At 60.4% G+C, this 21,695-nt stretch carries 15 protein-coding genes; 2 read left to right on the plus strand and 13 right to left on the minus strand.

Annotated features, from left to right (window positions below; all coding sequences use genetic code 11):
• Nucleotides 1–14: 14 nt before the first annotated feature.
• The 10 genes from ileS to V6M87_RS19455 form a co-directional block, all read right to left on the minus strand.
• Nucleotides 15–2,894, minus strand: coding sequence for an isoleucine--tRNA ligase (gene ileS / locus V6M87_RS19410; protein WP_332878300.1), 2,880 nt, complete (start codon nucleotides 2,892–2,894; stop codon nucleotides 15–17).
• A 70-nt stretch (nucleotides 2,895–2,964) separates the two neighbouring features.
• Nucleotides 2,965–3,966, minus strand: coding sequence for a bifunctional riboflavin kinase/FAD synthetase (locus tag V6M87_RS19415; RefSeq protein ID WP_332878301.1), 1,002 nt, complete (start codon nucleotides 3,964–3,966; stop codon nucleotides 2,965–2,967).
• Nucleotides 3,967–4,081: 115 nt separating this feature from the next.
• Entirely contained in the window at nucleotides 4,082–5,314 is a 1,233-nt protein-coding gene (locus tag V6M87_RS19420; RefSeq protein WP_332878302.1) for a tetratricopeptide repeat protein, read from the minus strand.
• Between the two features lie 69 nt (nucleotides 5,315–5,383).
• Nucleotides 5,384–5,818, minus strand: coding sequence for an ExbD/TolR family protein (locus tag V6M87_RS19425; RefSeq protein ID WP_332878303.1), 435 nt, complete (start codon nucleotides 5,816–5,818; stop codon nucleotides 5,384–5,386).
• A gap of 68 nt (nucleotides 5,819–5,886) precedes the next feature.
• A complete protein-coding gene (locus V6M87_RS19430) occupies nucleotides 5,887–6,315 on the minus strand; it encodes an ExbD/TolR family protein (RefSeq protein WP_332878304.1) in 429 nt (142 codons plus the stop codon).
• Nucleotides 6,316–6,318: 3 nt separating this feature from the next.
• On the minus strand, nucleotides 6,319–7,236 hold the full coding sequence (locus V6M87_RS19435) for a MotA/TolQ/ExbB proton channel family protein (RefSeq protein WP_332878305.1): 918 nt from the start codon (nucleotides 7,234–7,236) through the stop codon (nucleotides 6,319–6,321).
• 87 nt (nucleotides 7,237–7,323) lie between these two features.
• A complete protein-coding gene (locus V6M87_RS19440; RefSeq protein WP_332878306.1) occupies nucleotides 7,324–7,983 on the minus strand; it encodes an energy transducer TonB in 660 nt (219 codons plus the stop codon).
• A 534-nt stretch (nucleotides 7,984–8,517) separates the two neighbouring features.
• Nucleotides 8,518–10,041 (minus strand): SpoVR family protein, encoded by a 1,524-nt coding sequence (locus V6M87_RS19445; protein WP_332878307.1) that lies wholly within the window; start codon nucleotides 10,039–10,041, stop codon nucleotides 8,518–8,520.
• A gap of 12 nt (nucleotides 10,042–10,053) precedes the next feature.
• On the minus strand, nucleotides 10,054–11,322 hold the full coding sequence (locus V6M87_RS19450; RefSeq protein WP_332878308.1) for a YeaH/YhbH family protein: 1,269 nt from the start codon (nucleotides 11,320–11,322) through the stop codon (nucleotides 10,054–10,056).
• Nucleotides 11,323–11,420: 98 nt separating this feature from the next.
• Nucleotides 11,421–13,343 carry a PrkA family serine protein kinase gene (locus tag V6M87_RS19455; RefSeq protein ID WP_332878309.1) on the minus strand — a complete coding sequence of 641 codons (1,923 nt, stop codon included), beginning with the start codon at nucleotides 13,341–13,343 and terminating at the stop codon, nucleotides 11,421–11,423.
• A gap of 535 nt (nucleotides 13,344–13,878) precedes the next feature.
• Between V6M87_RS19455 and V6M87_RS19460 the strand changes: the two genes are divergently transcribed.
• Both V6M87_RS19460 and V6M87_RS19465 read left to right on the plus strand, forming a co-directional pair.
• Nucleotides 13,879–14,889 carry an adenosine deaminase gene (locus V6M87_RS19460; protein ID WP_332878310.1) on the plus strand — a complete coding sequence of 337 codons (1,011 nt, stop codon included), beginning with the start codon at nucleotides 13,879–13,881 and terminating at the stop codon, nucleotides 14,887–14,889.
• Nucleotides 14,889–17,426 (plus strand): ABC transporter permease, encoded by a 2,538-nt coding sequence (locus tag V6M87_RS19465; protein ID WP_332878311.1) that lies wholly within the window; start codon nucleotides 14,889–14,891, stop codon nucleotides 17,424–17,426. The genes V6M87_RS19460 and V6M87_RS19465 overlap by 1 nt, the downstream gene beginning before the upstream one ends.
• Before the next feature lie 151 nt (nucleotides 17,427–17,577).
• Here V6M87_RS19465 and V6M87_RS19470 read toward each other — a convergent pair whose 3' ends face one another.
• The 3 genes from V6M87_RS19470 to V6M87_RS19480 form a co-directional block, all read right to left on the minus strand.
• Entirely contained in the window at nucleotides 17,578–18,420 is an 843-nt protein-coding gene (locus V6M87_RS19470) for a hypothetical protein (RefSeq protein WP_332878312.1), read from the minus strand.
• On the minus strand, nucleotides 18,420–19,850 hold the full coding sequence (locus V6M87_RS19475; protein ID WP_332878313.1) for a hypothetical protein: 1,431 nt from the start codon (nucleotides 19,848–19,850) through the stop codon (nucleotides 18,420–18,422). The genes V6M87_RS19470 and V6M87_RS19475 overlap by 1 nt, the downstream gene beginning before the upstream one ends.
• Nucleotides 19,851–19,916: 66 nt before the next feature.
• The gene (locus V6M87_RS19480; RefSeq protein WP_332878314.1) at nucleotides 19,917–21,524 is read right to left on the minus strand and encodes an OmpA family protein; all 1,608 of its coding nucleotides are present in this window, start codon (nucleotides 21,522–21,524) and stop codon (nucleotides 19,917–19,919) included.
• Nucleotides 21,525–21,695: the final 171 nt, after the last annotated feature.

The raw sequence follows: 21,695 nt of genomic DNA on the forward strand, positions 1-21,695 counted from the left end.
GCGTGCAACGAGTCTTACGCGAAGCGCCGCACTTCGCCGGCGCCGAACAGATTGCTGTAGCAGCGTGCGCACAGGCCCGGATGGTCGGCATGGCTGCCGGTGTCCGCGCGGTAGTGCCAGCAGCGCTCGCATTTCGCTTCCGTTGACGCATGCACGGCCACCGTCTCATCGGCTTCGTTCGCCACTTCGACGGTGTTTGCCTGCGACGTGATGAAGACGAATTTCAGGTCGTCGTCCAGGCTGGCCAGCAGCTTGAACTTCCCTGGCGCGGCCTGGATCGTCACTTCCGCCTGCAAGGACGAGCCGATCGCGCCCGAGGTACGCAGTTCTTCGAGCTGCTTGGTGACGTCCGCACGCACGGCGCGCAGCTGCGTGTATTTTTCCACCAGTGCGTCGGCTTCAGGAACCACCGGCAACGTCCACCAGGTTTGCGTAAAGATGGTTTCATCGCTGGCTGCAAACGCATCGGCGCCAGCAAACACGGCCCACGCTTCTTCCGATGTGAACGATAGCGTCGGCGCCATGACGCGCAGCAGGCTGTGCGCGATGTGCCACAGCGCGGTCTGGGCCGAGCGACGGGCGTGCGAGCCCGGGGCGGTGGTGTACAGGCGATCCTTGAGGATGTCCAGGTAAAAGCCACCCAGGTCTTCCGAGCAGTAGTTGGTCAGGCGTGCGATCACCGGGTGGAACTCGTAGCGCTCGTAGTGCGCCAGGATGTCCGATTGCAGCTGCGCCATCGCAGCGACGGCGTACTGGTCGATTTCGAGCATCTCGGCCACCGGCACCGCGTGCGCGGCGTGGTCGAAGTCCGAGGTGTTCGCCAGCAGGAAGCGCAGGGTGTTGCGGATGCGGCGGTACGACTCGGTGACGCGCTTGAGGATTTCGTCCGAGATCGACAGCTCGCCCGTGTAGTCGGTCGAGGCGACCCACAGGCGCAGGATGTCGGCGCCGAGCGTGTCGGAGATTTTTTGCGGCGCCATGGTGTTACCCAGCGACTTGGACATCTTCTTGCCTTCGGCGTCGACCGTGAAGCCGTGCGTCAGCAGGGCTTTGTAGGGCGGCACGCCATTCAACATCGACGACGTCAACAGGGACGAGTGGAACCAGCCGCGGTGCTGGTCCGAGCCTTCCAGGTACAGGTCGGCCGGGAAGGCCAGCTGGTTCTTGTGGGAGCCGCGCAGCACCGTCTGGTGCGTGCAGCCGGAGTCGAACCAGACGTCGAGCGTGTCGCGGTTCTTTTCGTACTGGGCTGCTTCGTCGCCGAGGAGGTCGTTCAGGTCGAGCGCGTGCCAGGCATCGATGCCGCCTTGTTCGATCAGCTTGGCGACCTGCTCCAGCAATTCTGGCGTGCGCGGATGCAGCTCGCCCGTTTCCTTGTTGAGCACGAAGGCCATCGGCACGCCCCATTGGCGCTGGCGCGACAGCGTCCAGTCGGGACGGTTCTCGATCATGCCGTGCAGGCGCGCCTGGCCCCAATCAGGGAAGAAACTGGTTTGCTCGATGCCTGCCAGCGCCGTTTCGCGCAAGGTCGGGCCGCCGTCTTTTGGCGTGACATCCATGCCGGCGAACCACTGGCTGGTGGCGCGGTAGATGATCGGCGTTTTATGGCGCCAGCAATGCATGTAGCTGTGGTCGAACATCTTGACTTCAAACAGCGCGCCGGCAGCGGTCAGCGCCGTGCAGATCGGCTTCGACGCTTCCCAGATCGTCATGCCGCCAAACAGCGGCAGCGTCGGCACGAAGCGGCCATCGCCCATCACGGGTTTCAGGATATCGTCGTCCTTCATGCCGTGCGCCTTGCACGAGATGAAGTCGTCCTGGCCGTAGGCTGGCGCGGAGTGGACCACGCCGGTACCGCTCTCGGTGGTGACGTAGTCGGCCAGGTAGAGTGGGGACAAGCGGTCGTAGAACGCGTCGGTGGCGTGCAGCGGATGGTGGAAGGCGATGCCGGCCAGCTGTTCGCCGGTGGTCGTCGCGATGACTACACCTTCGAGCTTGTAGCGCGTCAGGCACGATTCCACCAGGTCGGCAGCCAGGATCAGCAGCAGCGGCTTGTCCTCGCGCGTGGTCTGCACCAGCGCATAGGTCACTTCCGGGTTGACGTTCAGTGCCTGGTTGGACGGGATGGTCCATGGGGTTGTGGTCCAGATGACGATGAAGCCATCGCCCGCAGGCAGGGCCGGCAGGCCGAAAGCGGTCGCCAGTTTTTCAGGTTCGGCAAACGGGAATCCGACGTCGATGGCGGGGTCGCGCTTGTCCTGGTATTCGACTTCTGCTTCAGCCAGGGCCGAGCCGCAATCGAAGCACCAGTTCACTGGTTTCAGGCCGCGGTACACATAGCCCTTTTCCAGCAGGGTGCCCAGCGCGCGCAGTTCATCGGCTTCGTTCCCGAAGGCCATCGTCATGTAGGGGTTGTCCCATTCGCCCAGCACGCCCAGGCGGATGAAGCCGGCGCGCTGCTTGTCGATCTGTTCGAGCGCATAGGCGCGCGCCTTGGTCAATACTTCGGCGGTCGGCAGGTTCTTGCCATACAGTTTTTCGATCTGGATTTCGATCGGCATGCCGTGGCAATCCCAGCCCGGCACGTAGGGCGCATCGAAGCCCGCCAGGGTGCGCGCCTTGACGACCATGTCCTTCAAAATCTTGTTGACGGCGTGACCCAGGTGGATGTCGCCGTTCGCGTACGGCGGGCCGTCGTGCAGGATGAATTTCGGCGCGCCGGCACGCGCTTTACGGACGCGCTCATACAGCTTCTTGTCTTGCCATTGCTTGACCCAGCCCGGTTCGCGCTTGGCGAGGTCGCCGCGCATCGGGAACGGGGTATCGGTCATGTTGACCGGGTATTTGGATTCAGGCTTCTTGCCCGCTTTCGGGGCTGGTTTGGTATCGGACATGGGCTCTTTTATAAGGGGTCTTGCTGGTATGCGGAGTGGCCGTTGAGGCCGCGATGGATGCGGAACAGCGTCAAATTCGGTCGGTGGCGGACAAGGCCGCCGCGCGTTCGCCTTCAACAACTTCGACGCGCCGCGGCAGCTTGAAATAGGCACGCGCCTGGTCGGCATCGTGGTTGATGGCGGCGGTGAGGGCCGCGAGGCCATCGTATTTTTCTTCGTCGCGCAGCTTTTCGAGGAATTCGACACGCACCAGCTGGCCGTAGCAGGACCGGGCCACGTCGAGCAGGTGCACCTCGAGCAGCATGCGGCCGCTGTCGTCGACGGTGGGGCGCTTGCCCAGGCTGGCGACGGCCGGCATCGGTACAGCGTCGAGGCCGTGGACCAGGACCACGAAGATCCCGGCCAGGGCAGGGCGATGCGTGACACGTAAATTGAGCGTCGGGAAACCCAGCGTGCGGCCCAGCTTCTGGCCATGGATCACGTGGCCCGAGATGGCGTAGGGATGGCCGAGCAGGTCGCCGGTGCGCGCGAAATCGCCGGCGCCCAGCGCGCTGCGCACGGCCGACGACGAGATGCGGGTGGCGTCGTGCATCACGGCGGGCAGTGTTTCGACGTGGAAGCCGTATTCGCGGCCCGCTTCGGCCAGCATCTGCACGTTGCCGGCGCGCCGGGCGCCGTAGCAGAAGTCTTCGCCGACCATTAACCACTTCACGTGCAGGCCGTCGACCAGCACACGTTTTGTGAAGTCTTGCGGCGACATCGATGCGAATTGCTCGTTGAAGTGTTCGACAATAACGCGGTCGATGCCGGCGCTCGACAGCGATTCCAGCTTGTCGCGCAGGTTGGCGATGCGTGTGGGCGCGCGCGACAGGTCGCCGCTGCGGGCGGCAAAAAATTCGCGCGGATGCGGTTCGAACGTCATCACCGCCGCTTCCAGTTGCAGTTCGCTGGCCGCCTTGACGACGCGCGCGAGCAATGCCTGGTGGCCGCGGTGGACACCGTCGAAGTTGCCGATCGTAAGGGCGCACGGGGCGCGCGCCCGGTCGTTGGGAAGACCGCGAAAAACCTTCATGGAGACAATCTGTGGCTTGGCCGAAATACCAGATTATACAGGGAGTCTCGTGGCCAATAAAAAACGCCGCCCTTCAAGGGGCGGCGTTTTTGCCAATCAATATAACTGATGAAAATCAGCCCATTGGGTGGTTGATGGCCATGATCCAGTAGCGTGCCAGTTCAGCCGTACCGTCCTTGCCGCCCACGCCTTTGAGCGTCGAGATGGCTTGCGCCTTTTTGCCGGCGACCGCGTAAGCCTGGCCGAGGTGCAGTTTGGCATCTTCAGGATTGCGCAGGTTGCCGGCTTTGATCGCCGCTTCCATCATCTTCAGACCTTTGTCGGACTGACCAGCTTGCACCAGGCCGTAGCCCATTGCGACCAGGCCGTCGTTGTCGGCGGCCTTGAGCAGCGCAGCTTCGTTGACTGCCAGGTTCTTGTTGTCTTCTGCCAGGGTCTTCTCGGCCAGATCTTTCAAGCGCTGGTGACGCGCAGCTTCTGCACCGACACCCAGGGAACCAGCTTTGTAACCCTTGTCGATGATTTTCAGGGCTTCAGCAGGTGCTTTGGCCTGGATGACCAGTTGGGCCAGTTCCAGGTAGTCGCTCGGCTTCTTGATCAGGTTGTTGGCCAGTTTCAAGCGCAGCACGTCGACGTTCAGGCGCGACGAGAAACCTGGTTTGCCAACCACGCGGTTGAGCAGGTCGGTCCAATAGCTGGCTTTCGGATAGCTGGCAGCCAGCTTCTCGATGGTGTTGACGTATCCGACCTTGTCATTCTTTTTCAGGTAGATGTTCGCCAGCATGCCGAGATTGTCTTCGGACAGCGTACGGCCGCCCTTTTGCATGTTGTTCAGTTCGTTCTCAGCGCCGGTCAGGTTGCCGCTCTGATAGTAATTCTGGATCAGGTAAGCGCGCAGCTTCGGATCATCGCCGTTTTTCAGCTGGCGATTGATCGCTTCGTTGGCTTTGCCGAATTCTTTGGCACGCATGTAAATGCCGATCAAGCCTTCGGAGAAGTTTGCACGTTCAGCCGCCGACAGTTTGCCGGAAGCGATCAGCGCTTCAAAGGACTTGGCGGCAGTATCGTAGTCGCCGGCGGAAGAGGCGGCTGCGGCGCGGACGCGCTCGATCAGGTAAGCCTCGTTCGGGGTCTTGTTCGACACTTTGTCAGCATCGCGCAGTTTTGCCAGTGCGTCTTTCGACTTGCCTTGTTTCATCAGTGCTTGCGCTTCTTGCAGCGGCTTGCCGACTTCCGGGCGCAGGGCTTCTGCGGCGTAAGCGGAGGACAAGCCGACCAGGGGGGTAGCAGCGGTGAAACCAAGAGCGGCCATCACGAAGCCGAGGTGTGCGATACGGAATTTGGACATTGTCAGAAATCTTTCTTCAAAATGGACACGGCAGGGGAAACCCTGCCGTGTCGTCACACTAATGTGATTTTATTGAAACTGCTCGTTACCAACCATACCAATTTTGGTGACGCCGAGACGCTGCGCCGACGCCATCACACCAGCAACCGATTTATAGGCCACCAGCTTGTTAGGACGCAGATGAACTTCCGGCTGGTCTGCCTGGGCAGCCACTGCGGAGAGCTTCTGCTCCAGCGTTGCGCGGTCTGGAACGATCGCGCCGTCCCAGGTGATCGTGCCATCGAAGTCAACGTCGATCGTAACAACCACTGGTTCGGTCGTTTTCGGTGGCGGCGTGCCAACTGGCATGTTCAGATTGACCGAGTGGTTCTGTTTCGGGATGGTGATAATCAACATGATAATCAAGACCAACATCACGTCGATCAAGGGTGTCATGTTCATTTCCATCATTGGTTCCGGATCAGCATTGCTGCTGGCGGAACCCGAACCGACGTTCATACTCATGGTGTTTCCTTTCAAATGTTGAGGTGGCTGCCGGGGCAGGGACTTGTCCCCAACCCGGCAGAAGAGAATTAACCCTTGTCAGGCGGTTCGGTGATGAAACCGACCTTCTGCACCCCAGCACGTTGTGCCGTGTAAATCACCTTGCCGATGAACTCGTAGCGCGTTTCTTGGTCGCCACGAATGTGTACTTCCGGCTGCGGCAACTTGACTGACTCTTTCTTCAGGAACTCGAACAATTCGTCCGTGTTCGCCAGGCGTTTCTGATTCCAGTACATATCGCCGTCTTTGTTGACCACGATATTGACGTCTTCAGGCTTGGTTTTCACCGCCTGGTTGGTCTCGCTCGGCAGTTGAATCTTCTGCAGTTTGAGCACAACCGGGCTGGTGATCAGGAAGATGATCAGCAGAACCAACATGATGTCGACGAGCGGCGTCGTGTTGATTTCTGACATGACTGCATCTTCTTCTCCGTTATCGGAGCCGACACTCATCGACATGATTTATCCAATCTTTTTGGCGCCGGCAGCGCGGCCAGCTTCGCTCGTCGACATGGCGCCCGAGATCAAAACCGAGTGCACGTCAGCGCTGAACGAACGGACATCTTCCATGGCCGACTTGTTACGACGTACCAACCAGTTGTAACCCAGAACAGCAGGAACAGCGACGAACAGACCGAAGGCGGTCATGATCAGTGCTTCACCAACTGGACCAGCAACTTTGTCGATCGATGCGTTACCGGTCATACCGATGTTGGTCAGCGCGCCGTAGATACCCCAAACGGTACCGAACAGACCGATAAACGGTGCGGTCGAACCAACGGTTGCCAGGAACGACAGGCCGTCTTGCAGACGCGATTGAACTTTGTCAACAGCGCGCTGGATCGACATCGTTACCCAGGTCGACAGGTCGATCTGCTCGAGCAGGGCGCCGTCGTGGTGCTGGGTAGCCTTGGTGCCGGTTTCAGCGATGAAGCGGAACGGGCTGCCTTCTTTCAGCGCTGCCGAGCCGGCAGCGATCGATGGCGACTTCCAGAACTTGGCAGTGGCTTCTTTCGACTGTTTGAAGATTTTCATCTGGTCGATGAACTTGGTGATGATGATGTACCACGAACCCATCGACATCAGGGCCAGGATGATCAGCGTTGCACGTGGCACGAAACCGCCGTCCCAGACAGCCGAGAAGCCGAATGGGTTTTCAACTTCTTCTTTGGCGCCAGGCGCAACGGCTGCTGGTGCTGCCGGCGCTGCTGCGTCGGCAGCTGCTGGTGCTGGCGCGGCGGCCGCGTCAGCTGCTGGTGCGGTCGCTGCGGCGGAAGCCGGAGCGTCAGCGAAAGCTGGAGTCGAAACCAGCGCGCCAGCTGCGGTTACCGAGAACAGGACTGCCGCCAGGACAGCGGACAAACGGGTATTCTTAAACATGCTTCCTCCAAAATTAGAAAATATTCAGTTCGCTGAACAAAGTTAGACAACGAATTTCACACAAGAGACGAGGTGTGTTGCCTCGGTTTATTGCAGCGTCCAGACGTAAGCAACTGGTGACCAGGTTTCCGTTGGTTTGCCATCGACGATTGCAGGCTTGAATTTGCACTTTGCCAGTGCAGATTGTGCTGCCCGATCGAGATCGCGTGAGCCACTCGATTTTTGCATCTTCGAATCTTTTACCGTGCCGTCCGTACCGATCAGGAACGACAGGGTGGTCGTACCGGTTTCTTCGTTGCGCTGTGCTGCCTTCGGATATTCCGGCGTGCTGCAGGTGCTGAAGTCGACCACTGCGTTCACCCGCGATGGACCTGCCGGTGCCGCTGCCGGTGCCGGCGGAGCCGGTGGTGCTGGCGGTGCCAGGACGCGGGTGTCAGGTTTCACACTCGTTGTCGCAGCGATCACGTTTTGTGGCGGCGGCGGTTGCTGAACTTGCACCTCGACCGGCGGAATGAACGGTGGCGGTGGCGCCTTCATCTCTGGTGGAGGAGGTGGGGGCGGCACATCCGGTGGTGGGGGAGGTTTTACCTCTTCAATAATCTTGGTCTCCACTGCTTCCGCCATCTTGGTCACCATGCGCTTGCCAAGACCGGTAACGATCCCGTAGGCGACGATGACGTGCAAGATGATGACAATGGCAATACCAGTCCAATTTTTCCCGGGTTGCTTCTCATGCGAAAAATCCATGCCTGCTTTCTCCAATACCAACTCTTTTGTTGCTACTAAACCCACTAAACACGACGAATACCAGGCCGCATCCGGGACATCGGCGAATTATACCTACGAATTCTTTTTTGCACATACATTTTTACGCCCGTAAAAGGGGCGTTTTCGCTTGTAAAAAGCCCGAAAAAAGGGCGTTCAACAAGCCGTCTGTACAAGCCTCAATCGCCGTTCAAAAACTGCCAGTACTCGTGTTCAAGCAGGCACTTTGTTCAGACTGTGGAAGATACTGGCCAGCATGGCTTTTACCAAATTTTGCTTAGTTAAGGTTTTTCTAAGATTAACTTTGTACAAACCCCGCCGGCTTGCGCTAACTATAACCACATCCGGGCCGCACGTGGCGTCCGATTGCGCAAGTTCTGCGCTTTTTTGGTGCAGAACCGTCTGCGCGGCCACCGTAAATTTTTGGAAGTGAACGAAAAAAAGCCTGATTTTCACGCTAAACGTGGCAATCAGGCATGAATTTTCCATACGGGAAACCGAACGGCGCCAAGTTCCTCAATGGCTGCGTTTTTCGCGACGGCACTCCAGACTACTTATAAGTTTCCCTGTTCCATCGACCGTTTCCAGGCGGACGTCGAAACCCCACAAGCGCGCCACGTGCTTCAGCACTTCCTGGGCTTGCTGGTTCAAGGGACGACGCTGGAACTGGGTGTGGCGCAGGGCCAAGGCACGGTCGTCGCGGGTGTTAACTTGCCAGACTTGAATGTTGGGCTCGCGGTTGCCCAGGTTGTATTGGTCGGCGAGTTGCTGGCGCACATAGCGGTAGCCGCGCTCATCGTGGATGGCGGAGACGGTGAGCTTGTCGCTGCGGTCGTCGTCGAGTACGGCGAAAAAATGGAAATCGCGGATCAGTTTGGGTGATAAGTACTGAGCAATAAAACTTTCATCTTTGAAATTACGCATTGCAAAGTCAAGTGCGCGGCGCCAGTCGGTGCCTGCCATGTCCGGGAACCATTCGCGGTCTTCGTCGGTCGGTTCTTCGCAGATGCGCCGGATGTCGCTCATCATGGCGAAGCCCAGCGCATACGGGTTGATACCGTTGTAGTTGGGGCTGGTGGCGGGCGGCTGGTACACGACGTTGGTGTGGCTCTGGAGGAACTCCAGCATGAAGCCGTCGCCGACAATGCCTTCCTTGTAGAGCTCCTGCAAGATGGTGTAGTGCCAGAACGTGGCCCATCCTTCATTCATGACCTGGGTCTGGCGCTGCGGATAAAAGTACTGGGAAATTTTGCGCGTGATGCGCACCAGTTCGCGCTGCCACGGCTCCAGCAGCGGTGCATATTTTTCAATGAAGTACAGCAGGTTTTCTTCGGGCTCCGGCGGGAACCGCTTGGCCGCGACCAGTGCCTCCTCTTCATCGCGGCGTGGCACCGTGCGCCACAATGCGTTCACCTGGGATTGGGCATACTCTTCGCGCTCCTTCTGGCGCGCGGTTTCCTGGACCAGCGACAGCTTGGCGGGACGCTTGTAGCGGTCGACGCCGTAGTTCTGCAGCGCATGGCAGGAATCGAGCAGGAGCTCCACCGCATCGATACCGTGCCGCTGCTCGCATTCAGCAATGTAATTCTTGGCGAACACCATATAGTCGACGATGGCCTCGGCATCGGTCCAAGTGCGAAATAGATAATTGCCCTTGAAGAAGGAGTTGTGCCCGTAGGCGGCGTGCGCAATGACCAGTGCCTGCATGGTCAGGCTGTTCTCCTCCATCAGGTAGGCGATGCACGGATTGGAGTTGATAACGATTTCGTAGGCCAGGCCCATCTGACCGCGCTTGTAGCTCTTTTCGGTCGAGAGAAAATGCTTGCCGAACGACCAGTGGTTATAAGACACCGGCATGCCGACCGATGCGTAGGCATCCATCATTTGCTCGGCGCCGATGATCTCGAGCTGGTTGGGATAAGTATCGAGGCCGAAGTCGCGCGCCACGCGGCGGATTTCTTCGTGAATTTGCTCGATCAGCTCGAACGTCCATTCCGACTGCTCGGGCAGGGCGCGCGGATGGTTGGGATCTCTTGGCATGGGACTGCCTCGCTATTTGACTTGCTTTTTGAATAGTTCGCGGAACACCGGATAGATGTCGGCCGGCGTGACGATCTTTTGCATCGCAAAATTCTGGTGATGGTCCGCCACTTCCATGTACTGCTCCCACAGGTTTTGTGGCGGGCCATCGGTGATTTCGACGTAGGTGTAGTACTGCACCGCCGGCATGATGGTGTTGTTGAGCAGTTGCTTGCACAGCACCGAATCGTTGTCCCAGTTGTCGCCGTCGGATGCCTGCGCCACGTAGCTGTTCCACTCGCCGCTGCTGTAGCGTTCGGCGATGATTTTTTGCAACAGGTGCAGGGCGGAGGAGACCACCGTGCCACCTGATTCGCGCGAATGAAAAAAGTCGTTCTCGTCGACTTCGGCCGCGGCGGTGTGATGGCGGATAAACACCACGTCGATTTTTTCGTAGGCGCGTTTCAGGAACAGGTACAGCAAGATGAAGAAACGCTTGGCCGTATCCTTGCGGCTTTCGTCCATGGAACCGGACACGTCCATCACGCAGAACATGACCGCCTGCGTGGTCGGTTTCGGCACCTTGATGCGGTTGGTATAGCGCAGGTCAAAGGGATCGAGGAACGGGATGGCCAGCAGCTTCGTGTGCAGATGGTGGATGGTTTTTTTCAGCGCGACGACACGTGTATCGTCGAGCGGGACAGCGTCTTCCAGCAAGGCCAGCAATTCGCGCTCGGCGTGCAGCAGTGCCTTGCGCGAACCGCCGCCGACGGCGATGCGCCGGCCCAGCGCACCGCGCAGCGAGCGCAGTACATGGATATTCGAAGGGGTGCCCGACATATTGTAGCCGGCGCGCTGCTGCTTGAAATCGATCGCCTGCGCCAGCTGGGTTTTCACCATATTCGGCAGCTCGAGATCTTCGAAGAAATAGTTCATGAATTCTTCGCGCGACAGCTCGAAAATGAAATCGTCTTCGCTGGGCTGATCGCTGTTGCCGGCCTTGCCGCGGCCGGTGCCGCCACCGCCGCGCGGACGGTTGAACTGGTCACCCTTTTGGTATTCGCGGTTGCCGGGATTGACGGTTTCCCACACCCCGCCGTGGGCGTGGCCAAAGTTTGGTTCGTTCACATCCTTGACGGGAATAGCGACCTTTTCGCCGTTTTCGATGTCGGTGATCGAGCGGCCCTTGATCGCGCGCCCCACCGCGTCCTTGATCTGGCCCTTGTAGCGGCGCAGAAAGCGTTCGCGGTTAATCGCTGACTTGTTCTTGCCCTGCAAGCGTCGGTCGATGAGGTAAGTCAAAACATGCCTCCTGCGGAAAGATCCTGCGGGTCCGGTACCACTATCTTAATACGACGTTCAAAAATGTGGGCGGCACGCGTGGCGCGCCCACACCCCCGTCACGATGACTTGCGCACGCGCAGGTACCACTCGCACAGCAGCCGCACTTGCTTGGCCGTGTAGCCTTTTTCGACCATGCGCGCCACGAAGTCGGCGTGCTTGTTGGCATCTTCCGCACTGGCCTTGGCATTGAACGAAATCACGGGCAACAGTTCCTCCGTGTTCGAGAACATTTTCTTCTCGATGACGGTGCGGAATTTTTCGTAGCTGGTCCAGGCCGGATTCTTGCCGCCATTCGTTGCCCGTGCGCGCAGGCCGAAATTCACGATCTCGTTGCGGAAATCCTTCGGGTTCGAGATGCCGGCCGGTTTCTCGATTTTTTCCAGTTCGCTGTTGAGCGACTCGCGGTCGAAACTCTCGCCCGTGTCCGGATCGCGGAATTCCTGGTCCTGGATCCAGAAGTCGGCAAACGTGACGTAGCGGTCGAAAATATTCTGGCCATACTCGGAATAGCTTTCGAGGTAGGCCGTCTGGATTTCCTTGCCAATGAAATCGACGTAGCGCTGCGCCAGGTGTTCCTTGATATACGAGAAATAGCGCTGTTCGACTTCGGGCGGAAATTGCTCGCGCTCGATCTGCTGCTCCAGCACGTATAGCAGGTGCACCGGATTGGCCGCCACTTCGGTGGTATCGAAGTTGAACACTTTCGACAAAATCTTGAACGCGAAGCGCGTCGACAAACCGTTCATGCCTTCGTCGACGCCGGCGTAATCGACATACTCGTGCATCGACTTGGCTTTCGGGTCGGTGTCTTTCAGGTTTTCGCCGTCGTACACCAGCATCTTCGAGAAAATGCTTGAGTTTTCCGGGTCTTTCAGGCGCGACAGGATGGCGAACTGCGCCATCATTTTCAGGGTGCCGGGCGCGCACGGCGCCTGTTCCAGCGACGAGTTGCGCAGCAGTTTGTCGTAAATCTTTATTTCATCGTTCACACGCAGGCAGTAGGGCACCTTGACGATATAAATCCTGTCCAGGAACGCTTCGTTATTGCGGTTGTTGCGGAAGGTTTTCCATTCCGATTCGTTCGAGTGCGCGAGAATAATGCCTTCGAAGGGAATGGCGCCAAAACCTTCGGTACCCTTGTAGTTGCCTTCCTGCGTGGCCGTCAGCAGCGGGTGCAGCACCTTGATGGGCGCCTTGAACATTTCGACAAATTCCATCAGGCCCTGGTTGGCCAGGCACAGGCCACCCGAATAGCTGTACGCATCCGGATCATCCTGCGCGTAGTCTTCCAGCTTGCGGATATCGACCTTGCCGACCAAAGAAGATATATCCTGATTGTTTTCGTCGCCCGGCTCGGTCTTGGAAATGGCGACCTGCTTGAGGATCGACGGATAGCGCCTTACCACGCGGAACTGGTTGATGTCGCCATTGAATTCGTGCAGGCGCTTGACTGCCCACGGACTGGGAATGCTGCGCAAAAAGCGCCGCGGAATACCGTAATCCTCTTCCAGGATGACGCCATCTTCCGCCTCGTTGAACAGGCCGAGTGGCGATTCATTGACGGGCGAACCCTTGATCGCATAAAACGGCACGTGCTCCATCAGCGACTTGAGTTTCTCGGCAATCGACGATTTGCCGCCGCCCACCGGACCGAGCAAATACAGGATCTGCTTGCGCTCTTCCAGGCCTTGCGCCGCGTGGCGAAAATACGAGACGACCTGCTCGATCACTTCTTCCATGCCATAAAACTCGCGGAACGCCGGGTAGATCTTGATCACCTTGTTGGCGAAGATGCGTGACAGGCGCGGATCCTGGCGTGTGTCGACCACTTTTGGCTCGCCGATGGCGGCCAGCATGCGGTCGGGCGCGGTGGCATAGGTCAGGGGATCTTTTTTGCACAGTGCGAGGTATTCCGACAGCGAATACTCCTCTTCCCGGGTGCGCTCATAGCGGGCTGCGTAGTTGTCAAAAATGGTCATGTAAATGTCCTTTAATGTGCATGCAGAAAACTGATGTTGAGTGGCAGTCGCGCTTGCGGCGACGCCTGGCCCCGGGCGTGGCAATCCGCCTTCTCGGGCTCGCGTTTCCCGTGGTTCACGCCGGGAGGGTGGCGCTGCGGCACGGATGCGATGTTCTTGATTGATGCCGGATGAGATCCGGTCTTGGTGTACGCTGAGAACGGCTAATTACGTTCGTGAAATTTATTATGTCCCTATTGCCGGACGATGTCAAAGCAATGTCACGTCAGCCGTGTAGGGGGTATAAGTGTTTGATTTTATTTAAAAATTTGACTTAAATAAGCAAATTTTCAACGACCTTTTAACCACATTTACAACGCGGTTTTCAGCCTTTATACGAGCTCATCCAGTATGTTTTCTGATGCATTTTGCGTCAAAAAGCGCCCTGCGCCTGATCCGCCACTGCGTTTCTTTCCCGGTGAAATGAGAGGGAGCGGCGCATGCGCTACACTGCTTGCCATCCCCTGCACACCACCATTTTTCGCGGAGAAACATCATGCACGACGAGCAATTGCGTCAGCTTGTAACTGGCATGCCCAAAGCCGAGTTGCACATTCACATTGAAGGCTCGCTCGAGCCGGAACTAATTTTTGCGCTAGCGCAACGCAACAGTGTCACGCTGCCTTACGACTCGGTCGAAGCGTTGCGTGCCGCCTACGCTTTCAGTGATCTCCAGTCGTTCCTCGACATTTATTATGCGGGCGCCAGCGTGCTGCTGGCCGAGCAGGATTTCTACGACATGACCGCCGCTTACCTGCGCCGGGCCGAGCAGGACAATGTGCGTCACGCTGAAATCTTTTTCGATCCGCAAACCCATACAGCGCGCGGCGTGCCGATCGCCACCGTCATCGACGGCATCTGGCGCGCTTGCCAGGACAGCCCGGTCAGCACCGGCCTGATCCTGTGTTTCCTGCGCCACCTGTCTGAAGAAGAAGCCATTGCCACACTGGAAGAAGCGCTGCCGCATCGCGCCCGCCTGCTGGGCGTGGGCCTCGATTCGTCCGAAGTGGGCAACCCGCCGGAAAAATTTGCGCGCGTGTTCGAACGCGCCCGCCAGCTCGATTTGCGCCTGGTCGCGCATGCCGGCGAAGAAGGACCGCCAGCCTATATCGAGAGCGCGCTGGACGTGCTGCAGGTCGAACGTATCGACCATGGCGTGCGCTGCCTGGACGACGCCAATCTGGTGGCGCGCCTGGTGCGCGAACAGATGGCGCTGACGGTGTGCCCGCTGTCGAACATCAAGCTGCGCGTGTTTGGCGACATGGCGGGCCATAACCTGCTCGAACTGCTCGACGCCAGGCTGGTGGCCACCGTCAATTCGGACGACCCGGCGTATTTCGGCGGCTATATCAACGACAATTTCATCGCGGCCTTCGAGGCGCTGCCGTTGACCCGCGCGCACGCGCGCACGCTGGCGCGTAACAGTTTCAATGCATCCTTTGTCGACGACGAGCGCAAACGCGTGTGGCTCGACGAGGTGGACGCGTTCTTCGCCGAGGCGGCCTGATGCTGCTGCAATCCCTGCGCATGACAGCGCGCGACTGGCGCGCCGGCGAGCTGCGTTTCCTGCTCATTGCGTTGATTGTGGCCGTCTCGGCCCTGTCTGCGGTCGGCTTCTTCATCGACCGCATGCGCGCCGGCCTGGAACGCGACGCGCACCAGCTGCTGGGCGCTGATTTGCTGGTCAACGCCGATGAACCGATCCAGCCGGCGTGGCGCGCGGAAGCGCAGCGGCGCGGCTTGCTGCTGGCCGATACCGTCACGTTCCCGAGCATGGCGCAAGCCGGCACGGGCGACGATTCGCAGGCGGTGCTGGCGTCCGTGAAAGCCGTCTCGCCCGGTTATCCCTTGCGCGGCACGGTGCGTGTGACCACCGATACGGCGCAGGCGCTGGACGCGCGCGGGGAGGGCACCGACGCCATTCCGGCCCGCGGCACGGTCTGGATCGACGCCGCCCTGCTCGACAAACTCAAAACCAGAATTGGCGCGACGCTGCAGATGGGCGACAGCAGTTTCGTCATCGCGCGCCTGATCGCGGCCGAACCCGATCGCGGCCCGTCGTTTGCCAACTTCGCGCCGCGCGTGATGCTGGCCCTCGACGACCTGGCCGCCACCGGCCTGACCGTGAACGGCGCGCGCGCCACCTTCCGCCTGCAAGTGGCCGCGCCCAATGCCAACGAGCGCGCGGCAGTCGATGGCTACGAAGCGTGGCTGAAGGCGCGCCTGGCGAGCGGTAACGTCAAAGGCGTGCGCATCGAGTCGCTCGAAAACGGCCGGCCCGAAATGCGCTCGACACTGGACCGCGCGGGACGCTTCCTGTCACTGGTCGGCCTGCTGTCGGCCATGCTGGCGGCGGTGGCGGTCGCGATGGCTGCGCGCCGTTTCATGCAGCGCCACCTGGACGCCTGCGCCATGCTGCGCTGTCTCGGCATGACGCAAAACCAGGTGGGCGCGATGTATTTGATCGAGTTCGCCATCGTCGGCCTGGCCGGCTCCGTGCTCGGTGTGCTGGTCGGCTTCGGCGCCCACTTCGTGCTGCTGGAACTGGTGGGAAATTTGATGGGCACCTCCCTGCCGCCGGTCTCGCCGCTGCCGGCCTTGCAGGGCATCGCCACCGGCATGCTGCTGCTGGTTGGCTTCGCATTGCCGCCCGTGCTACAGCTGCGCAATGTGCCGCACAACCGTGTGATCCGGCGCGAGCAGGCGGCGCCGCAGCCGATGGCCGTGGTCACCTACGGCATCGGCGTTGCGGCCTTCCTTGGTTTGCTGTTGTGGCAGACCGGCGACACGCGCCTGGCCTTGACCACGGCGGGCGGCTTCCTCGGCGCGTTTGCCGTGTTCGCGCTGGTCGCGTGGCTGGCCCTGCTGGCCTTGAAAAGCGTGCGCGGTGGCGTGCGCAACCAGGGCTGGCGCTTCGCGATCACGTCGCTGCAGCGCCGCCCTGGCGCGACCATCGTGCAGATCGTCTCGCTGGCGCTCGGCTTGATGGCGCTGCTGCTGCTCACCGTCGTACGCGGTGACCTGATGAGCGCCTGGCAAAGCGCCACGCCGCCCGATGCGCCGAACCGCTTCGTGATCAACATCTCGCCCGACCAGCAGGCCGGAGTGGCGCAGCAATTGGCCGCGGCGGGCGTTAAAACACCGGTGCTGTATCCGATGATCCGCGGGCGCCTGACCAGCGTGAATGGCGCCGACATCACGGCCACGACCTACCCGGACGAGAATGCGCGCCGCCTGGCCGAGCGCGAATTCAACCTGTCGACGATGCGCGACCTGCAGGACAATAACGAGGTCATCGCCGGCAAGTGGTTCGTCGACGGGCCTGGCGTAGCCGAGGCATCGGTGGAGCAGGGGCTGGCGAAAACGCTCGGCCTGAAGCTGGGCGACATGATGCGCTTCGATATCGCAGGCTCGATCGTGGACGCGAAGGTGACCAGCCTGCGCAAGCTCGAATGGGGCTCGATGCGGGCGAACTTTTTTGTCATCATCAACCCGGCCGCGATGGCCGCCACCCCGCAGACGATGATGACGGCGTTTCATATCGCGCCTGGTGGGAAAGACGGCAATATCGCCAACACGCTCACGCGCGCCTACCCCAACCTGACCGTGATCGATGTCAGTGGCATCATCCGCCAGTTGCAGGATGTGCTCGACCAGGTCGTCATGGCGGTGCAGTTCCTGTTCCTGTTCACGCTGGCCTCCGGCGTGCTGGTGCTGTATGCGGCGCTGATGGGATCGCAAGCCGAGCGCACGCGCGAGTCGGCCTTGTTGCGCGCGCTGGGTGCGACGAGGAAGCAGTTGGCGACGTCGCAGCGGATCGAGTTCGTGATGGTGGGTGCGCTGGCCGGCCTGCTGGCGGCTTCCGGCGCGGCGGCACTCGGGTGGGCGCTGGCGACTTACCAGTTCAAGTTTCCGTGGGTGTTCGAGCCGGCGGTGTGGCTGGCCGGCCTGGTTGCCGGCATTGTCTGCGCGCTGATTGGCGGCTGGTTCGGGTTGCGGCAGGTGCTCAGGCAGGCGCCGTTGCAGACCTTGCGCGAGGCTTGACCCCCGCGCAGGCGGGGGCCATAGCACCTGGGCGTACCAGGTTTTCAGTCAGGTCGGCGTTCGCTAATGCGACAGAACCTGCCGTCTTCAATCTGCCCCAGCCTGGCGGGCGCCGCGGCGCTGGCGTTGCCGAACAGGATGATGGCGAACCTTAACGAATGGACTGTTTCAGTTCCGGCGTACCGAAGTCGACCAGCTTGCCCTTGGACTGGGCGAAATAATCGGCCCAGAAACCCTGCAGCGCTTTCAGGCGGATCGGATCCCGATACACCGCTTTCTGGCCAGTGGTGTCGCTGGCGATCAGCCCTGCGCCCATGACCCAGATCCGGGCATTGCCGAAGTCGGCCAGCATGCTGGCCTTGCGCACCCGCGCCATCTCGGCGGCGGGGTCGATGTTGCGCATGCCGTTACGCTCGTAGAACGAGGCGATGGTCGAGTTTTCCAGCATGTCGGAAATGACCAGCACCAGCTTCTCGGGCGCGGTGGCCGCACGTACTGAAACCGACACGTCGGACATGGCGGCGATGACATCGGATTTGGCCAGGTCGCCACTGGCGCTGGCGAACCCCTGTGCCATCGCGGCCTGCATTTTTTTGACGACGAAGCCGCGCTGGCCGGCCAGGCATTCGTCGAACTGGCGCAATTTCTTGACGCTGATGGCATGGCGTTCGGATTCCGGCACGCCCTGCTCCAGCACACCTGAAAACACCGTGCTGGTATAGCGTGACTGCGAAAACGCGGAAAAGCGCACCACGGTCAATTCGGTGCCGGCGACGATCTGCGGGGCCACGGCTTGCCAGGCCGATGCCTGCAAAGCCGGACTGAGCAGCGTCGTCTCGTCAATCAGCAGGAACACCGAGCGCAACGGCGCGGGCGCTGCGGTCCCCATTTTATTGGCGGCATAGCAGGATGGGACGTCGCCATCGCGGGCCAGGGCCGGGCCGGTGGCAACGAGCGCCAGTGCAAGGGACAGGGCAAAAGCGGGCAGGCGCATCAAAACAGGCCCTCGACTTCCTTGGCGGCGGCATCGCGTTGATGGCGCGCCTTGATGGCTGCAATGATCTCGGCACGGGTCGCCGCATCCAGGCTCAGAACGTACTGTTCTTTTTCGGTTTTGTCCCCCAGGGCGTCGAGCGCATCCAGGTGCGACTGCACGGTACCGTGCGGCGCTGCGGCCGGGACCGGCACGGCAGCCGGTGCTGGCATCTGTGCTGGTGCCGCTGCGGGCACCACGGCCGCAGGCGGATAGTCGTCCGTCGCCGCTTCGCTGGCGGTCTTGGCCAGGTATTGCTTGAAACTGTGAATGGTCAGCTTGCGGTTGGTTTCGCTGAACTTGGCGTGCAGGCCCGTCATCAGTTCTTCGACCGGCTCGACGAATGCGCCCCGCACTTCCCTCACTTCGGTCCAGCTGGCAAAGCCACGTGTCCGTTTATAGGCAGCGGGACTCTCCTTGCCGCCAAAACCCCATTTGAAACCGGCGTAGATCGCAACGATCTGGGTAATGACAAAAATCACGGCGAGGATAATAAACGCCGACATCGCTTCCGACTTGGCGGCGTCATGCACGCTCGTGGCCGCAATGACGTTGGCCTTGTCGTTCGATGCCGTCACGGACGCCGGCAAGCCGTTCGGGCTGGTTGCGCCAAATGGATTCGATACGTCGGCACTGGTTTGGGTACCCATCGTGTTTTGCGCCTCGGTCTTCTCATGCGCCATCATGCGCATGAACGTCGACAGCACGGCAATCGCGAGGATGGTGCAGACCGCCACGTAGACCATCGTGTACTTGCCGTTGTCGCCCACGCGATTGACCAGCTGGGTACAGGCGATCTCGCCGTCATCGATGGTTTGCGGCTGGTGCAGCGAGACCTCGTGGGTCTTGAACTGGCGGTCGTTGCGTGCATTGGTTTGCTGCCAGTCGACGCGGGCGGCACCGATGAGGCGGGTACGGTACAGCTGATGGCCGGCGGCGTGCATGATCATGCCCAGTACCACGCACAGCACCAGGACCAGCGCCACCATCAACAGCGTATAGGTGTCCGCCGTGCCTTCCGGCGCAATGAACGTGCCGAGGAGGTAGGAAAAGCCCAGGCCCTCGGCGATGATCAGGATGCCGATGACGGCCATCAGCCAGAACGGCAGCGGTTGGCGCCCGAGGTCGCCTGCCTTGGTGAGGTATGTTTTCGAATTGTCGAATTCGTCCCGATCCATCGCAGGAATGAATTTCTTGAAGTCGCCGCCGAGCGTGTTTTCCGCCTTGGTCCAGCCATCAGCGCTCGTGCTGGTCTTGCCGCTGATGGCGCGCAGCTTGAGCATGCGGTAATAGAACAGCTTGCCATGGAAAGTATTGTTGATGCTGTACCAGACCAGCGCGCCGAATACGACGACCAGCAACAGAACAAACCCTGAGGAAATCAAAGACATGTGAAACACTCCTAAGTGAAAAAATACGGCGGGCAAGCCCGCCCGCCGCGACACAGCGCCCGGGCCTTATCGGCTACGCGGTACCTCGGGTTTGAATTCGGACGCAAACAGTTGCGCATTGCGGCTCTGGTAGACATAGCCTTGCTCGGCCTTGAACGGTCCGGCCGCGGGCAGCACGACATCGATGCAGCGCAAGGGCGCACCCTGCTCGAAGAACACGCGGTACAGTGTGCCGCGGCTGCCCGTATAGGTATTAACGACCGGGACGATGGTGAAATCTGGCTTGCGGGTGACACCACCTTTCTCGCTGAAATCCTTGAAAATCAGGACCGTCGGGTTGCTCGCCGGCAGCCCGCCAGCGCGGATGACCGCGACATTATTCATGCTGACCAAATTGCCGTTGACCGTGCCCACCCACGATGTTCCGTAGGCGCCTGGCTGGTAGTCGCCGGTCTTGTATTCGGCGCCGCCGCGCAGCGATTTGACGGAATGGGACACGCGCGCGCGATCGTCGACGCAGGAGCGCATCGGCATCTCGTCGGCGATGGCCAGCGGCAGCAAACTGAAACCGTCGTTGCGCAGTACCTGGCCCACGTTCACCTGATGGCGCCGGGTATCGAATTTGACGCCGCCCAGGTCGAGGCCATTGGCGGGCGCGGGTAAAGGCGCTGCTGCCCCCGCGAGTACCCGGGCCGGGGTATCGGCCGGGGCTTTGGGCGCCGGCGCCGCGGCGCGGGCTGGCGCTGGTGCGCTGCTGGCGACCTTGGGCAATGGCTTGACGCCGGCATTGCTGCGTGCCGGTGCGGCGGACGCTACTTTCTTCGATGCACCTGCGCTGCCGGTACCCGGGCGCACGCCATCCTTGTCAGGGGTGGCCGCAGTCACCTCGGTCACCGGCTGGAAATAGCTGGACACCGATACCCGCGATGCAAGGTAACTGGACATGACGCTGTCGTTGGCGACATCGACAATTTCCACGCGCCGGTTGGACGCCCGCCCGGCCGCGCTGTTGTTGTCGGCGACCGGCAAGGTTTCGCCAGCGCCCTGGAAATACAAGGACGATTCGGGGACGCCGGCATCCCGAAACACGTTCGCGACCGCGCGCGCGCGACGCTCCGAAAGATCGGCCGCAGCGCGCGTATCTTCGTGGTCGTCCGTGTGGCCGACAATCAGAACCTTGCTGCTCTGGAGCGAACCGGCCTCCTGCGCATCCATGCCTTGGCTGCGCGCCCTCGGCGTGTAAGTGGCGGCAATATCGGCAAAGTAACCGCGCGCGGTCGGGGTCAGCACATCGGAATTGGGCATGAACTGGCCGGCGGCGCCGCCCTTGTCGACGACACTGGCCGACATCCCCACCGCATTCTCGTTCGCGCCGTTCTGCTGGCCAGCTTTGGGCAACTGCAGCACCACCGTGCGCATTTCCAGGTCATGCTTTTTCGCGATCGTGGCCAGCTCGCACCGCCGCCGCGACACATCCTTGCCGATCGCGTGGCCGATGGCGCCGCCCAGCAACGCGCCGAACGGCACCGCATACTTCCCGTTCGATACTTTTTTAGCGACGAAGCCCCCCGCCAGCGCGCCCAGCACTGCGCCGGCGTTTTGCGGACTCTCATCGAGGCAGGGGTCGATCGCGGCCTGGTGGGCGCCGCCCGTTCGTCCAGGCTGCGATGCCATGGGCGCGCAGCCTTGCGTGATAAGTGCCAAAATAATAAGCGATGCAACCGGCTTTTGGCGGCGGGCACTAGATAACGTTATTGACATATTCTTGGTATACGTTGATGTAAGAAAATATCATAATAGAAATAATTGTTTAAATGCATATATTGAACATGTATTTCAGAGATA

The organism is Massilia sp. S19_KUP03_FR1, assembly GCF_036688685.1.
Lineage (GTDB): Bacteria > Pseudomonadota > Gammaproteobacteria > Burkholderiales > Burkholderiaceae_D > JALYUM01.

Bases quoted from the DNA above. Each gene is read 5' to 3' on its own strand.
- V6M87_RS19465 (WP_332878311.1), top strand. From the start codon at position 14,889: ATGCTGCTGCAATCCCTGCGCATGACAGCGCGCGACTGGCGCGCCGGC.
- V6M87_RS19460 (WP_332878310.1), top strand. From the start codon at position 13,879: ATGCACGACGAGCAATTGCGTCAGCTTGTAACTGGCATGCCCAAAGCC.
- V6M87_RS19455 (WP_332878309.1), bottom strand. From the start codon at position 13,343: ATGACCATTTTTGACAACTACGCAGCCCGCTATGAGCGCACCCGGGAA.
- V6M87_RS19430 (WP_332878304.1), bottom strand. From the start codon at position 6,315: ATGTCGATGAGTGTCGGCTCCGATAACGGAGAAGAAGATGCAGTCATG.
- V6M87_RS19415 (WP_332878301.1), bottom strand. From the start codon at position 3,966: ATGAAGGTTTTTCGCGGTCTTCCCAACGACCGGGCGCGCGCCCCGTGC.
- V6M87_RS19425 (WP_332878303.1), bottom strand. From the start codon at position 5,818: ATGAGTATGAACGTCGGTTCGGGTTCCGCCAGCAGCAATGCTGATCCG.
- V6M87_RS19480 (WP_332878314.1), bottom strand. From the start codon at position 21,524: ATGGCATCGCAGCCTGGACGAACGGGCGGCGCCCACCAGGCCGCGATC.
- V6M87_RS19445 (WP_332878307.1), bottom strand. From the start codon at position 10,041: ATGCCAAGAGATCCCAACCATCCGCGCGCCCTGCCCGAGCAGTCGGAA.
- V6M87_RS19475 (WP_332878313.1), bottom strand. From the start codon at position 19,850: ATGTCTTTGATTTCCTCAGGGTTTGTTCTGTTGCTGGTCGTCGTATTC.
- V6M87_RS19420 (WP_332878302.1), bottom strand. From the start codon at position 5,314: ATGTCCAAATTCCGTATCGCACACCTCGGCTTCGTGATGGCCGCTCTT.
- V6M87_RS19470 (WP_332878312.1), bottom strand. From the start codon at position 18,420: ATGCGCCTGCCCGCTTTTGCCCTGTCCCTTGCACTGGCGCTCGTTGCC.
- ileS (WP_332878300.1), bottom strand. From the start codon at position 2,894: ATGTCCGATACCAAACCAGCCCCGAAAGCGGGCAAGAAGCCTGAATCC.
- V6M87_RS19440 (WP_332878306.1), bottom strand. From the start codon at position 7,983: ATGGATTTTTCGCATGAGAAGCAACCCGGGAAAAATTGGACTGGTATT.
- V6M87_RS19435 (WP_332878305.1), bottom strand. From the start codon at position 7,236: ATGTTTAAGAATACCCGTTTGTCCGCTGTCCTGGCGGCAGTCCTGTTC.